The sequence below is a fragment of the Pseudescherichia sp. genome, from assembly GCF_031987975.1.
GTDB lineage: Bacteria > Pseudomonadota > Gammaproteobacteria > Enterobacterales > Enterobacteriaceae > Pseudescherichia.
The window spans coordinates 260,031-272,226 of the sequence record NZ_DALZYX010000004.1 but is presented as its reverse complement, the minus strand read 5'-3'; the positions used below and the strand labels follow the sequence as shown (position 1 = coordinate 272,226).

Annotated in this window: 13 protein-coding genes; 8 read left to right on the top strand and 5 right to left on the bottom strand. The window is 57.9% G+C overall.

The window, feature by feature from the left end:
* Positions 1 to 5 precede the first annotated feature (5 nt).
* A complete protein-coding gene (gene rfaD, locus RTN40_RS09015; RefSeq protein ID WP_312228165.1) occupies positions 6 to 938 on the bottom strand; it encodes an ADP-glyceromanno-heptose 6-epimerase in 933 nt (310 codons plus the stop codon).
* A gap of 215 nt (positions 939 to 1,153) precedes the next feature.
* On the opposite strand from rfaD, the gene kbl reads away from it, so the two are divergent.
* The 3 genes from kbl to RTN40_RS09000 all read left to right on the top strand — a co-directional run bounded on the left by kbl (position 1,154) and on the right by RTN40_RS09000 (position 4,550).
* Entirely contained in the window at positions 1,154 to 2,350 is a 1,197-nt protein-coding gene (gene kbl, locus RTN40_RS09010; RefSeq protein ID WP_312228164.1) for a glycine C-acetyltransferase, read from the top strand.
* A 9-nt stretch (positions 2,351 to 2,359) separates the two neighbouring features.
* Entirely contained in the window at positions 2,360 to 3,385 is a 1,026-nt protein-coding gene (gene tdh / locus RTN40_RS09005; RefSeq protein ID WP_312228163.1) for an L-threonine 3-dehydrogenase, read from the top strand.
* 130 nt (positions 3,386 to 3,515) lie between these two features.
* On the top strand, positions 3,516 to 4,550 hold the full coding sequence (locus RTN40_RS09000) for a glycosyltransferase (protein WP_312228162.1): 1,035 nt from the start codon (positions 3,516 to 3,518) through the stop codon (positions 4,548 to 4,550).
* Here RTN40_RS09000 and RTN40_RS08995 read toward each other — a convergent pair.
* From RTN40_RS08995 to gpmM, 3 genes are read right to left on the bottom strand one after another with little or no spacing between them, the layout of a single operon-like run.
* On the bottom strand, positions 4,547 to 5,491 hold the full coding sequence (locus tag RTN40_RS08995; RefSeq protein WP_312228161.1) for a divergent polysaccharide deacetylase family protein: 945 nt from the start codon (positions 5,489 to 5,491) through the stop codon (positions 4,547 to 4,549). The genes RTN40_RS09000 and RTN40_RS08995 overlap by 4 nt on opposite strands.
* A 3-nt stretch (positions 5,492 to 5,494) precedes the next feature.
* Positions 5,495 to 6,763 carry a murein hydrolase activator EnvC gene (gene envC, locus RTN40_RS08990; protein WP_312228160.1) on the bottom strand — a complete coding sequence of 423 codons (1,269 nt, stop codon included), beginning with the start codon at positions 6,761 to 6,763 and terminating at the stop codon, positions 5,495 to 5,497.
* Between the two features lie 9 nt (positions 6,764 to 6,772).
* Complete coding sequence (gene gpmM / locus RTN40_RS08985) at positions 6,773 to 8,320, bottom strand: 2,3-bisphosphoglycerate-independent phosphoglycerate mutase (RefSeq protein ID WP_312228159.1); 1,548 nt, start codon at positions 8,318 to 8,320, stop codon at positions 6,773 to 6,775.
* 249 nt (positions 8,321 to 8,569) lie between these two features.
* On the opposite strand from gpmM, the gene RTN40_RS08980 reads away from it, so the two are divergent.
* The 5 genes from RTN40_RS08980 (at position 8,570) to cysE (ending at position 11,675) form a co-directional block, all read left to right on the top strand.
* A complete protein-coding gene (locus tag RTN40_RS08980; RefSeq protein WP_042393305.1) occupies positions 8,570 to 9,001 on the top strand; it encodes a rhodanese-like domain-containing protein in 432 nt (143 codons plus the stop codon).
* A gap of 14 nt (positions 9,002 to 9,015) precedes the next feature.
* On the top strand, positions 9,016 to 9,267 hold the full coding sequence (gene grxC / locus RTN40_RS08975) for a glutaredoxin 3 (RefSeq protein WP_312211729.1): 252 nt from the start codon (positions 9,016 to 9,018) through the stop codon (positions 9,265 to 9,267).
* A gap of 32 nt (positions 9,268 to 9,299) precedes the next feature.
* A complete protein-coding gene (secB, locus tag RTN40_RS08970) occupies positions 9,300 to 9,767 on the top strand; it encodes a protein-export chaperone SecB (protein WP_103820487.1) in 468 nt (155 codons plus the stop codon).
* The gene (gpsA, locus tag RTN40_RS08965; protein WP_312228158.1) at positions 9,767 to 10,786 is read left to right on the top strand and encodes an NAD(P)H-dependent glycerol-3-phosphate dehydrogenase; all 1,020 of its coding nucleotides are present in this window, start codon (positions 9,767 to 9,769) and stop codon (positions 10,784 to 10,786) included. The genes secB and gpsA overlap by 1 nt, the downstream gene beginning before the upstream one ends.
* Positions 10,787 to 10,856: 70 nt before the next feature.
* Positions 10,857 to 11,675 (top strand): serine O-acetyltransferase, encoded by an 819-nt coding sequence (cysE, locus tag RTN40_RS08960; protein ID WP_312211731.1) that lies wholly within the window; start codon positions 10,857 to 10,859, stop codon positions 11,673 to 11,675.
* Between the two features lie 45 nt (positions 11,676 to 11,720).
* Here the strand turns inward: cysE and trmL are convergent, their stop codons facing one another.
* Positions 11,721 to 12,194, bottom strand: a complete 474-nt coding sequence (gene trmL, locus RTN40_RS08955; RefSeq protein ID WP_312228157.1) for a tRNA (uridine(34)/cytosine(34)/5-carboxymethylaminomethyluridine(34)-2'-O)-methyltransferase TrmL — start codon at positions 12,192 to 12,194, stop codon at positions 11,721 to 11,723.
* Positions 12,195 to 12,196: the final 2 nt, after the last annotated feature.

Genomic DNA, 12,196 nt, shown 5'->3' with positions numbered 1-12,196 from the left:
GGTTCTTACGCGTCGCGGTTCAGCCAGGCCATATACTCCGCTACGCCTTCGGCAACGGTTTTAAACGGCTTGTCGTAGCCTGCCGCACGCAGATTGGTCAGATCCGCCTGGGTGAACGCCTGGTAGCGGCCTTTCAGCTTCTCGGGGAACGGGATGTACTCGATCTCGCCCTTCTTGTGGAATGCCAGCGCGGCATCGGCCACGGCCTGGAAGGACTCTGCGCGGCCGGTACCCAGGTTGTAGATACCGGAGACGCGGTTTTCCCAGAACCAGAGGTTCACTGCCGCCACGTCGCCCACGTAGACGAAGTCGCGCTTGAAGCCGTCGCTGCCTTCAAACAGCTTCGGCGTTTCGCCGTTGTTCAGCTGGGTGTTAAGGTGGAAAGCAACGCTGGCCATGCTGCCTTTATGGCCTTCACGCGGACCGTAGACGTTGAAGTAGCGGAAGCCGACGATCGGCGAGTTTGCTTCCGGCAGGATCTGGCGCACGTACTCATCGAACAGGAACTTGGAGTAGCCGTAGACGTTCAGTGGCTGCTCATACTCGCGGGACTCGATAAAGTTGCTGGTGCGTCCGCCATAGGTGGCAGCAGAGGAGGCGTACAGGAACGGAATATCGCGCTCCAGGCAGTAGTGCAGCAGCTCTTTAGAGTACTGATAGTTGTTGTCCATCATGTACTTGCCGTCCCACTCGGTGGTGGAGGAGCATGCGCCTTCGTGGAAGATGGCTTCGATGTCGCCGAACTCTTCACCCGCCATAACCTGGATGAGGAAATCTTCTTTATCCATGTAGTCGGCGATATTCAGGTCGGCCAGGTTGACGAACTTGGTGCCATCTTTCAGGTTATCGACCACCAGAATGTCGGTGATGCCTTTGTCATTGAGCGCTTTGACAATGTTGCTGCCGATAAAGCCTGCGCCGCCGGTAACGATAATCATAACTGTAACCTTTAAATGTGGATGCACTGAGACAATCTCAGGCATGAATACCTTTATCATACCATCACATTGCCGACCCTTCAGCCCTTCGCCGCGATCCCGGCGGGCCGTACGTGATTTGTGCTGCAAAAACGATAACCGGTGCGGCATCATCTCGTATCGGCGTAATGCTTTCGGTAAGATGTGCTGAAATTTGCCCAGTCTGGAGAATTGCAATGCGTGGGGATTTTTACCAACGGTTGAACAGCGACCTTGAAACCGCCCGGGCGGAAGGGTTGTTTAAAGAAGAACGGATTATCACCTCAGCCCAGCAGGCTGATATCACCGTTGCCGACGGCAGCCAGGTGATCAACTTCTGCGCCAACAACTATCTCGGTCTGGCGAACCATCCGGAGCTTATCCGCGCGGCGAAGGCCGGGATGGACAGCCACGGCTTTGGCATGGCCTCGGTACGTTTTATCTGCGGCACGCAGGATACCCACAAAGCCCTGGAGACGAAGCTGGCCGGGTTCCTCGGCATGGAAGACGCCATTCTCTACTCCTCCTGCTTCGATGCCAACGGCGGCCTGTTCGAGACGCTGCTGGGGGCGGAAGACGCGATTATCTCCGATGCCCTGAACCACGCCTCCATCATCGACGGAGTCCGCCTCTGCAAAGCCAAACGCTACCGCTACGCCAATAACGATATGCAGGAGCTGGAGGCGCGTCTGCAGGAGGCGCGCGATGCAGGCGCACGTCAGGTGCTGATCGCCACCGACGGCGTCTTCTCTATGGACGGCGTGATTGCCAACCTGAAGGGCGTCTGCGATCTGGCGGATAAGTATGAAGCGCTGGTGATGGTCGATGATTCCCACGCGGTGGGCTTTGTTGGCGCGAACGGGCGCGGCACCCACGAGTACTGTGAGGTGATGGGCCGGGTAGATATTATCACCGGCACGCTGGGCAAGGCGCTCGGCGGCGCATCCGGCGGCTACACGGCGGCGCGTAAAGAGGTGGTAGAGTGGCTGCGCCAGCGCTCGCGCCCCTATCTCTTCTCCAACTCGCTGGCTCCGGCGATCGTCAGCGCCTCCATCAAGGTGCTTGAGATGCTGGAATCCGGCGCGGAGCTACGGGAAAAGCTGTGGGCTAACGCCAGCCTGTTCCGTGAAAAAATGAGCGCGGCGGGCTTTACCCTCGCCGGAGCCGATCACGCCATCATCCCGGTCATGCTGGGCGATGCGGTAGTAGCGCAGAACTTTGCCCGTGAGCTGCAAAAAGAGGGCATTTACGTCACCGGCTTCTTCTTCCCGGTCGTGCCGAAAGGCCAGGCGCGTATTCGCACCCAGATGTCGGCGGCTCACTCCCCTGAACAGATTGAACGTGCGGTGGAGGCCTTCACCCGCATTGGTAAACAACTTGGCGTGATTGCCTGAGGACGAAAGATGAAAGCGTTATCCAAGCTGAAACCACAGGAAGGGATCTGGATGACCGACGTGCCAGAGCCAGAGGTGGGCCATAACGATCTGCTGATCAAGATCCGTAAAAGCGCGATCTGCGGCACGGACGTGCATATCTATAACTGGGACGAGTGGTCACAAAAAACCATTCCGGTACCGATGGTGGTCGGTCACGAGTACGTTGGGGAAGTGGTCGGGATTGGCCAGGAGGTTAAAGGCTTTAAGATCGGCGACCGCGTCTCCGGCGAAGGCCACATCACCTGCGGCCACTGCCGTAACTGCCGCGGTGGCCGGACACACCTCTGCCGTAACACCGTCGGCGTCGGCGTTAACCGCCCAGGCTCTTTTGCCGAGTATCTGGTCATCCCGGCCTTTAACGCCTTTAAAATTCCGGACAACATCCCTGACGAGCTGGCGGCAATTTTCGATCCGTTCGGCAACGCCGTGCACACCGCGCTCTCCTTCGATCTGGTAGGTGAAGACGTGCTGGTCTCCGGTGCGGGTCCTATCGGCATCATGGCGGCAGCGGTGGCGAAGCACGTTGGTGCCCGTCACGTAGTGATCACCGACGTCAACGAGTACCGGCTGGAGCTGGCGCGTAAGATGGGCGTCACCCGGGCGGTTAACGTTGCTACCGAAAGCCTGGATGAGGTGATGGCCGAGCTGGGCATGACCGAAGGGTTTGACGTGGGTCTTGAGATGTCCGGCGCGCCACCGGCGTTCCGTACCATGCTTGATACCATGAACCACGGCGGCCGCATTGCGCTGCTGGGTATTCCGCCGTCGGAGATGTCTATCGACTGGAACAAGGTTATCTTTAAGGGCTTGTTTATCAAGGGCATCTATGGCCGCGAGATGTTTGAGACCTGGTATAAGATGGCGGCGCTGATCCAGTCCGGACTGGACCTGTCGCCGATCATCACCCACCGTTTCAGCATTGATGAGTTCCAGCAGGGCTTTGACGCCATGCGCTCTGGCCAGTCCGGGAAAGTGATCCTCAGCTGGAACTGATCCTCCCCAGCATTAATTAAGACCAGGCCTAAAAAGCCTGGTCTTTTCTTATTTGTACAGCTTTTAACCTAATCTTAATATTCAGCTGGTAGAAAGGCAGGGATATTCTAAGAGACGGAACGGTTATCTCATGATAAGCCCTACAAAAAAGCTGAGCGTCATCATCCCGCTGTACAACACCGGGAACGATTTTAAAGCATGCATGGAGTCGCTGATCGCCCAGACATGGACCGATCTGGAGATCATCATTGTTAATGATGGCTCGACGGATAACTCCGTGGAGATCGCAAAATTTTACGCTGAAGCGTACCCCCACATTCGCCTGCTGCATCAGGCAAATTCCGGTGTCTCCGTTGCCCGCAACCGGGCGCTGGATGTCGCAACCGGAGACTATATCGCTTTTGTCGATGCCGACGATGAAGTCTATCCTACCATGTACGAAAAACTGATGGCGATGGCGCTGCAGGACGATCTCGATGTCGCCCAGTGCAACGCCGACTGGAGTTCGCGCGCCACGGGTAAGGTATGGCAGTCCATTCCCACCAGCCGCCTGCGCTCGACGGGCGTACTTACCGGGCCGGACTGGCTGCGGATGGGGCTAAAATCACGCCGTTGGACGCACGTGCTGTGGATGGGGGTCTATCGTCACGACCTGATCAAACAGCACCGGATCCGCTTCGTGCCAGGGTTGCATCATCAGGACATTATCTGGAGCACCGAGTTTATGTTCAATACCCGGCGCGTCAGGTACACGGAAGAGTCGCTGTATAAGTACTATCAGCATGAAAATTCCGTCAGCCATATGAAGCGGCAGGGAGAGAAGAATCTTGCCTACCAACGGCACTACATCAAGATCACTCGCCTGCTGGAGAAGCTGAACAGTGACTATGCGGATCGTATCCCTATCTATCCGGAGTTCCACCAGCAGATTACCTACGAGGCGCTGCGCGTGTTCCATGCCCTGCGTAAAGAGCCGGACACGCTGACCCAGCAGCGTATGATTGCCGAGGTGTTTACTTCGGGGATGTACCGGCGGATGCTCACCAACGTGCGCAGCGTCAAGATGGCCTACCAGGCACTGCTCTGGTCGCTGCGTCTCTATAAGTGGCGCGACAAAACGCTGTCGCACCACCGTATTGCTCGTAGAGCATTAAACCTCGGTTAGTGTTGGCCCCAGCCCTGCCACTGCTGCTGGAACCAGGCCGTGACCGAGCTTTGACTGATGCTTTCGCTCAGCACGGTAAAGAAGCGGCTGGCGTAGACCGGCTGCAAGGGCTGCTTCGGTTTACACAGCTTCACGCCGTGGAACGGATTGCGCGGCGCAGCGGGTTGTTGCCCATTGCCGGCAGGCGGCGTCAGGTTCGGCCTTGAGGTATCGATCTGCGGTTCGTTAAGCAGGCTGCTCGGGCGCACCAGAGTGATATCCCCCGGCAGGCTGTAGATCATCTGCTGCAATACGCGCACGGTGGTGGGGTGCGGGTGGCCAATGGCAATCGCTGAGCCGTTGCGACGGGCCAGATCCACCGCCCGGTTAAACTGGCGGCGGATATCCCCTTCATTCTGCGTATCGTCGAGAAATACCCGGCGTTTAATCACCTTCACGCCCGTTCCGGCGGCGGCGCGCATCGCCTGACTATTGCCGATGGTCATACTGTCGAGGAAGTAGAGGTTATAGCGCTCCAGGGCCTGCATCACCTTTTGCATGCCAAACAGGCTGGAGGTCATGGCGCTGCCCATGTGGTTATTCAGGCCGACGGCATAGGGTACTTTGCCATAGGCGTCACGGATGATGCGCTCGATCTCGTCGCTGCTCATCTCCGGGCGCAGGGTATCTTTTTCCAGCGGCTGCTTGCTCAGGGGGGCCATCGGCAGGTGGATCAGCACCTCATGGCCGCCATTGTGGGCTTTGGTCGCCATCTCATGGGCGTGGGGTGCGTTAGGCAGCACGGCAACGGAAACAGCAGCGGGCATCGCCAGCACCTGGTTTTCTGTTTGCGGGCGATAGCCGAAATCATCAATAACAATGGAGAGCTTGCCGGCGTACGCCGGAATAATAAACGGCAGAAGCGTCATAATCGCGTAAAACAGACGACGAAACTGAAGCAAAACTTATCTTCCCAACCACGGTTGTGGATTAACCGCCTGACCCTGACGACGAATTTCAAAGTAGAGTGACGGACGGCCCTGACCGCCACTGCTGCCCACAAGGGCAATCGGCTGACCGGCGCGAACCTGGGTTCCGACGCTGACCAGTGCGCTCTGATTATAGCCGTAAAGGCTCATATCGCCTTTCCCGTGCTCAACCACTACGACCAGGCCGTAGCCCTGCAGCCAGTCGGCGAGGATCACCCGCCCGTCAGCAATCGCTTTTACTTCGCTACCTTCGGACGCGCCAATCACAATCCCTTTCCACCGTAGCTCACCCTGCAGCTGTTCGCCATAGCGATGCAGCAGAGAGCCGCGAACCGGCCAGTAGGCCTGCCCACGCGGTGAGCCTAAGCCTCCGGTGCGTGACATCAGCGAGCGCTCGCTCTCGGTGGGTTTGTAGGTCGTGCCTTTACGGGAGGCCTCCTGCTGGCGATCGCGTACCGCATCGGCCTCGCGCGCCTCGCGCTCTGCCCGCGCTTTCGCGGCGGCTTCCGCCCGGGCAAGGCTATTACGCAGCCGGGATTCGTTAGCACGCATCTCGCTCAGCTGCTGCTGGCCCGCCTGAATAGAGCTTTCCAGGCTGGTGAGGGTCTTTTTACGCTCGTTGCGTGCCTGCTCCAGCTTCGCCTGCTGGGCCTGCTGTTCATAGAGCAGCGTCTGCTGCTGGCTCTGCTTCTCTTCCAGCTCGGCCCGCTGGGCAGCGACCTCTTCACGGGTCTGCTTTAGCTGGGCGATGGTCTCCTGACGCGCCTGGTTCAGGTAGCCGTAATAGGCCTGCATGCGCTCGCCGCGGGCGGTCTCTTCACTGTTAAAAATATACTGGACGCCGGAGTGCTCGCCCTGGCGAAATGCGGCGTCGAGCTGGGCAGCCAGATTGCGCTCCTGGCTGGCTTTCTGCTGTTCAAGCCTGGCAATCGACGCGTTCATGGCGTCAATCTGCTTGTTAAGTTCGTTGAGGGTGCTTTGGGTTTCACGCAGCTTGCGGGCGGCGGCAGAGATCGCCTCCTCCTGCTCTTTAAGCTGTGCCAGAAGCGTAGCGCGCTGCTGCTGCTGCTGGCGTACCGCTCGCTCTTTGCTGGCGATATCGGCCTGAATCGATTTTAGCTGGTCGCGATCGTCCGCGTGGGCAGGAAAAGCGCACAGCAAAACGCCAGCGCTGAGCGCGCTGGCACAGAACAATGGCCGGACAGTGCTGGCCCATGTAATTGAAAAAATCGCCTTTCCCCTCATGGGGAGCGATTATTCCACGATGAACAGCGGCTTGCCAGTCATCTCTTGCGGGATTTCCATGCCCATCAGGCTCAGCATGGTCGGCGCGATGTCCGAAAGTTTACCGCCGCTGACTGCTTTAACCGATTTACCACCGACGTAGATCAGCGGAACCGGCAGGTTAGTATGGGCGGTATGGGCCTGACCGGTGGCCGGGTCGCGCATCTGCTCGGCATTGCCGTGATCCGCAGTAATCAACAGCTGGCCGCCTGTGGACTCTACCGCCTCGGCTACCTGGGCGATGCATTTGTCCAGCGTTTCGACGGCGGCAACGGCAGCCTCAAACACGCCGGTATGGCCGACCATGTCACCGTTCGGATAGTTGCAGATGATGGTGTCGTACTTGCCGCCCTTGATGGCGGCGACCAATTTTTCAGTTAATTCTGCAGAGCTCATCTCCGGCTGCAGGTCGTAGGTCGCCACTTTTGGGGAGTTGATCAGAATGCGATCTTCGCCGCTGAACGGCTCTTCGACGCCGCCGTTGAAGAAGAAGGTGACGTGCGCATACTTCTCTGTTTCGGAGATACGCAGCTGGGTTTTGTCGTTCTTCGCCATCCACTCGCCGAAGGTGTTGGCCAGCGAGGCGGGCGGGTAGGCGCAGGAGGCGGTGATGTCAGCAGCGTATTGAGTGAGCATCACGAACTCGCCCAGCTTGACCGCTTTTTTACGGGCAAAGCCGTCAAAGTCGGTGTTGACGAAGGCGCGGGTGATCTCACGGGCGCGGTCGGCGCGGAAGTTCATGAAAATCAGCGCGTCGCCATCCTGCATGGCGGAATCGTCTTGACCTGCGGCGCGGATCACCGTCGCCTTCACAAATTCGTCATTCTCGTCGCGGGCGTAGGCGGCCTGTAAACCCGCCACGGCGGTGTCGGCCTGATATTCACCCTTCGCCTGGGTCATCAGGTCATAGGCCTGCTCGACGCGATCCCAGCGGTTATCGCGATCCATGGCGTAGTAGCGGCCAATAATCGTGGCGACGCGGCCTTTGCCCAGCTCGGCAAACTTCTCCTCAAAGCGTTTCAGGGAGGACTCTGCGCTGCGCGGCGGCGTGTCACGGCCGTCGAGAAACGCGTGCAGGTAGATCTTCTCTGCGCCGCGTGCCGCAGCCAGCTCCACCATCGCCAAAATATGATCTTCATGGCTGTGCACGCCGCCTGCTGAGAGCAGGCCCATGATGTGCACGGCCTTGTTCTGCGCGACGGCGTTGTCCACCGCGCCTGCCAGCGCCGGGTTGCTAAAGAAGGTGCGCTCTTTAATCTCAACGTCCAGGCGAGTGAGATCCTGATAAACAATGCGGCCCGCGCCCAGGTTGACGTGGCCCACTTCAGAGTTACCCATCTGACGGTCCGGCAGGCCGACTTCAAGGCCGGATGCGTCAACCAGCGTGTGCGGGCGTTTCGCCCACAGGGCGTCCATTACTGGCGTTTTGGCATTAAGAATAGCGTTATCCTGCTGATCTTCGCGGTAGCCGTAGCCATCCAGAATCACCAGTACCATAGGTTTTTTAGTAACCGACATTGCGACAACCCTCAAGCTCATAAGACAAAAAATTTGCCTGATTTTACTACGACTGAATCGATTAAATAGCCGCAGAAGATCAAAGAAAAGGGCCGGGAAGGCGCTGATTCGGGCCGCTTTTAGCGCTTTTTTCCGTGACGGTGCGCAGAAAATGCATTCCTTGTTGCTCGCTGGCTGTATTTGCCACACTGCACAGGTATACTCCCTTCCTGGTTTTTTTATTCACTGAGTCGGGAGCTGTTACCCCCCATGCAAGAAATTATGCAATTTGTTAGCCGTCACCCCATCCTCTGTATCGCGTGGGTTGTGTTACTGGGGGCGGTGCTGTTCACCACCTTCAAAGGCCTTACATCAAAAGTGAAAGTGATCACCCGTGGTGAAGCGACGCGTCTGATTAACAAAGAAGAGGCTGTGGTTGTCGATCTGCGTCAGCGTGATGATTTCCGCAAAGGGCATATCGCCGGCGCGGTGAATTTGCTGCCAGCCGAAATTAAAGCCAATAATGTAGGTGAGCTTGATAAACATAAAAGCAAACCCATTATTGTTGTAGATGGTTCTGGCATGCAGGCGCAGGAGCCTGCCAGCGCGCTGGTCAACGCGGGCTTCACACAGGTCTATGTGCTGAAGGACGGCGTTGCAGGCTGGAGCGGCGAAAACCTACCGCTGGTTCGCGGTAAATAATCTGGAGAAGCGTTATGGCCAACATTGAAATCTATACCAAAGCAACCTGCCCGTTCTGCCACCGTGCAAAGGGGTTGCTGGACAGCAAAGGCGTGACCTACGCGGAGCTGCCGATTGACGGCGATGCCGTGAAGCGTGAAGAGATGATTCAACGTAGTGGCCGTACGACCGTGCCGCAGATTTTTATTGATGCACAGCACATTGGCGGCTGTGACGACTTGTATGCGCTGGATGCGCGTGGTGGACTCGATCCCCTGTTGCGCTAAGGCGTTTGAGTATATTACTAAGGGCTTTTCTCATGTCAGAACAAAATAACACCGAAATGACTTTCCAGATCCAGCGTATCTACACCAAGGATGTCTCTTTTGAAGCGCCGAATGCGCCTCATGTATTCCAGAAAGACTGGCAGCCAGAGGTAAAACTGGATCTGGATACCGCGTCCAGCCAGCTGGCTGATGACGTATACGAAGTGGTCTTGCGCGTGACCGTGACCGCAAGCCTGGGCGAAGAGACCGCGTTCCTGTGCGAAGTGCAGCAGGCCGGTATCTTCTCCGTTGGTGGTATCGAAGGCAACCAGATGGCGCACTGCCTGGGCGCGTACTGCCCGAATATTCTGTTCCCGTACGCCCGTGAATGCATCACCAGTCTGGTTTCTCGCGGTACCTTCCCGCAGCTGAACCTTGCGCCGGTCAACTTTGATGCGCTGTTCATGAACTATTTGCAGCAGCAGGCTGGTGAAGGTACTGAAGAACATCAGGATGCCTGATGAGTACACCTAATGCTCATATGACTGTGATCGGTGCCGGCTCCTACGGCACCGCTCTTGCCATCACTCTGGCAAGAAATGGCCACCAGGTTATTCTCTGGGGGCACGATCCAAAACATATCGCGACCCTGCAGCACGATCGCTGTAATGCCGCGTTCCTTCCCGATGTGCCTTTCCCCGACACGCTGCACCTTGAAAGTGACTTAGCGACCGCATTACAGGCCAGCCGCAATATTCTGGTGGTGGTGCCAAGCCACGTCTTTGGCGATATGCTGCGCCAGATCAAGCCGCTGATGCGCGACGACGCACGTATCGTCTGGGCCACCAAGGGCCTGGAAGCAGAGACGGGCCGCCTGCTGCAGGACGTGGCGCGAGAGGCGCTGGGCGATACCATTCCGCTGGCGGTGATCTCCGGGCCAACCTTCGCGAAAGAGCTGGCGGCGGGCCTGCCGACGGCCATCGCTCTGGCCTCGACGGACAGCGGCTTTGCTGAAGATCTCCAGCAGCTGCTGCACTGCGGTAAAAGCTTCCGCGTCTACAGCAACCCGGACTTTATCGGCGTGCAGCTCGGCGGCGCGGTGAAAAACGTTATCGCCATTGGTGCAGGCATGTCGGACGGCATCGGCTTTGGTGCCAACGCCCGTACCGCGCTCATTACCCGCGGGCTGGCGGAGATGTCACGCCTCGGCGCTGCGCTGGGTGCGGCACCTGAAACCTTTATGGGGATGGCAGGGTTAGGCGATCTGGTACTGACCTGTACCGATAACCAATCCCGCAACCGCCGCTTTGGCATGATGCTCGGCCAGGGTATGGACGTGCAGCAGGCTCAGACGCAGATCGGCCAGGTGGTGGAAGGCTACCGCAATACAAAAGAGGTCCGCGAGTTGGCACACCGCTTTGGTGTCGAAATGCCAATTACCGAGGAGATATTTCAAGTATTGTATTGCGGTAAAAACGCGCGCGAGGCAGCATTGACCCTGTTAGGGCGCACGCGCAAGGACGAGCGTAGCAGTCAGTAATTTTAAATCCTCTAAATGGACACGGCCAACGTAGATTGGCCGGTCTCTTTTATTACGTCTGGAGTATGCAATGCCGTGTGAAGAGCTGGATCTGGTCTGGAATAATATTAAAGCCGAAGCCCGGGCGCTGGCGGACTGTGAGCCGATGCTGGCCAGTTTCTATCACGCGACGTTACTCAAGCATGAAAATCTTGGCAGCGCCCTGAGCTATATGCTGGCGAATAAGCTGGCGTCGCCCATCATGCCCGCCATCGCTATTCGGGAAGTAGTCGAGGAGGCCTACGCCGCCGATCCAGAGATGATCGCTTCCGCCGCCTGTGATATTCAGGCGGTGCGCACCCGTGACCCGGCGGTGGACAAATACTCCACCCCGCTGCTCTACCTGAAAGGTTTCCATGCCCTGCAGGCCTACCGCATCGGGCACTGGCTATGGGCAGAGGGTCGCCGCGCGCTGGCTATCTTCCTGCAAAACCAAGTCTCAGTCTCTTTCCAGGTGGATATTCACCCGGCGGCGCGGATTGGCCGCGGCATTATGCTCGACCACGCCACCGGCATCGTCGTCGGTGAGACGGCAGTGATTGAAAACGACGTCTCGATTCTGCAATCCGTCACCCTCGGCGGGACCGGCAAAACCAGCGGCGATCGCCACCCGAAAATTCGTGAAGGGGTGATGATTGGCGCAGGCGCCAAAATCCTTGGCAATATCGAAGTCGGGCGCGGGGCGAAGATTGGCGCGGGTTCGGTGGTATTGCAGCCTGTTCCGCCCCATACCACTGCCGCAGGCGTCCCGGCGCGGATTGTCGGTAAGCCAGAGACGGATAAACCCTCTATGGATATGGACCAGCACTTTGCTGCCCACCACGGGTTCGAGTACGGCGACGGAATTTAACAGAACGCCCGGTGGCGCTGCGCTTGCCGGGCCTACACAACTATCTTAACTGCGTAATACCGCGCCCGAATATCCTAACTGACGCCAGGCCTCATACACTACCACCGATACCGCGTTAGACAGGTTCATGCTGCGGCTGTCCGGCATCATTGGGATGCGGATCTTCTGCTCAGGCGGTAGCGCATCGAGGATCGTTGCCGGCAGGCCGCGCGTCTCGGGACCAAACATCAGGTAGTCACCGTCCTGATAGCTCACCGCGCTGTGCGCAGGCTTACCCTTGGTGGTGAGCGCAAACAGACGCTGCGGGTTCTCCGCCGCCAGAAACGCTGCGTAATCAGCGTGACGCTGCACGGCGGTGAACTCATGGTAATCCAGCCCCGCCCGGCGCAGGCGCTTATCGTCCCAGGTGAAGCCCATCGGTTCGATAATATGCAGGCGGAAGCCAGTATTGGCGCAAAGACGAATGATATTCCCGGTGTTCGGCGGGATTTCCGGTTCAAATAAGACGATGTTCAGCATGG

Bases quoted from the DNA above. Each gene is read 5' to 3' on its own strand.
- gpmM (WP_312228159.1), bottom strand. From the start codon at position 8,320: ATGTCGGTTACTAAAAAACCTATGGTACTGGTGATTCTGGATGGCTAC.
- RTN40_RS08980 (WP_042393305.1), top strand. From the start codon at position 8,570: ATGCAAGAAATTATGCAATTTGTTAGCCGTCACCCCATCCTCTGTATC.
- envC (WP_312228160.1), bottom strand. From the start codon at position 6,763: ATGAGGGGAAAGGCGATTTTTTCAATTACATGGGCCAGCACTGTCCGG.
- gpsA (WP_312228158.1), top strand. From the start codon at position 9,767: ATGAGTACACCTAATGCTCATATGACTGTGATCGGTGCCGGCTCCTAC.
- kbl (WP_312228164.1), top strand. From the start codon at position 1,154: ATGCGTGGGGATTTTTACCAACGGTTGAACAGCGACCTTGAAACCGCC.
- tdh (WP_312228163.1), top strand. From the start codon at position 2,360: ATGAAAGCGTTATCCAAGCTGAAACCACAGGAAGGGATCTGGATGACC.
- cysE (WP_312211731.1), top strand. From the start codon at position 10,857: ATGCCGTGTGAAGAGCTGGATCTGGTCTGGAATAATATTAAAGCCGAA.
- RTN40_RS09000 (WP_312228162.1), top strand. From the start codon at position 3,516: ATGATAAGCCCTACAAAAAAGCTGAGCGTCATCATCCCGCTGTACAAC.
- rfaD (WP_312228165.1), bottom strand. From the start codon at position 938: ATGATTATCGTTACCGGCGGCGCAGGCTTTATCGGCAGCAACATTGTC.
- grxC (WP_312211729.1), top strand. From the start codon at position 9,016: ATGGCCAACATTGAAATCTATACCAAAGCAACCTGCCCGTTCTGCCAC.
- secB (WP_103820487.1), top strand. From the start codon at position 9,300: ATGTCAGAACAAAATAACACCGAAATGACTTTCCAGATCCAGCGTATC.
- trmL (WP_312228157.1), bottom strand. From the start codon at position 12,194: ATGCTGAACATCGTCTTATTTGAACCGGAAATCCCGCCGAACACCGGG.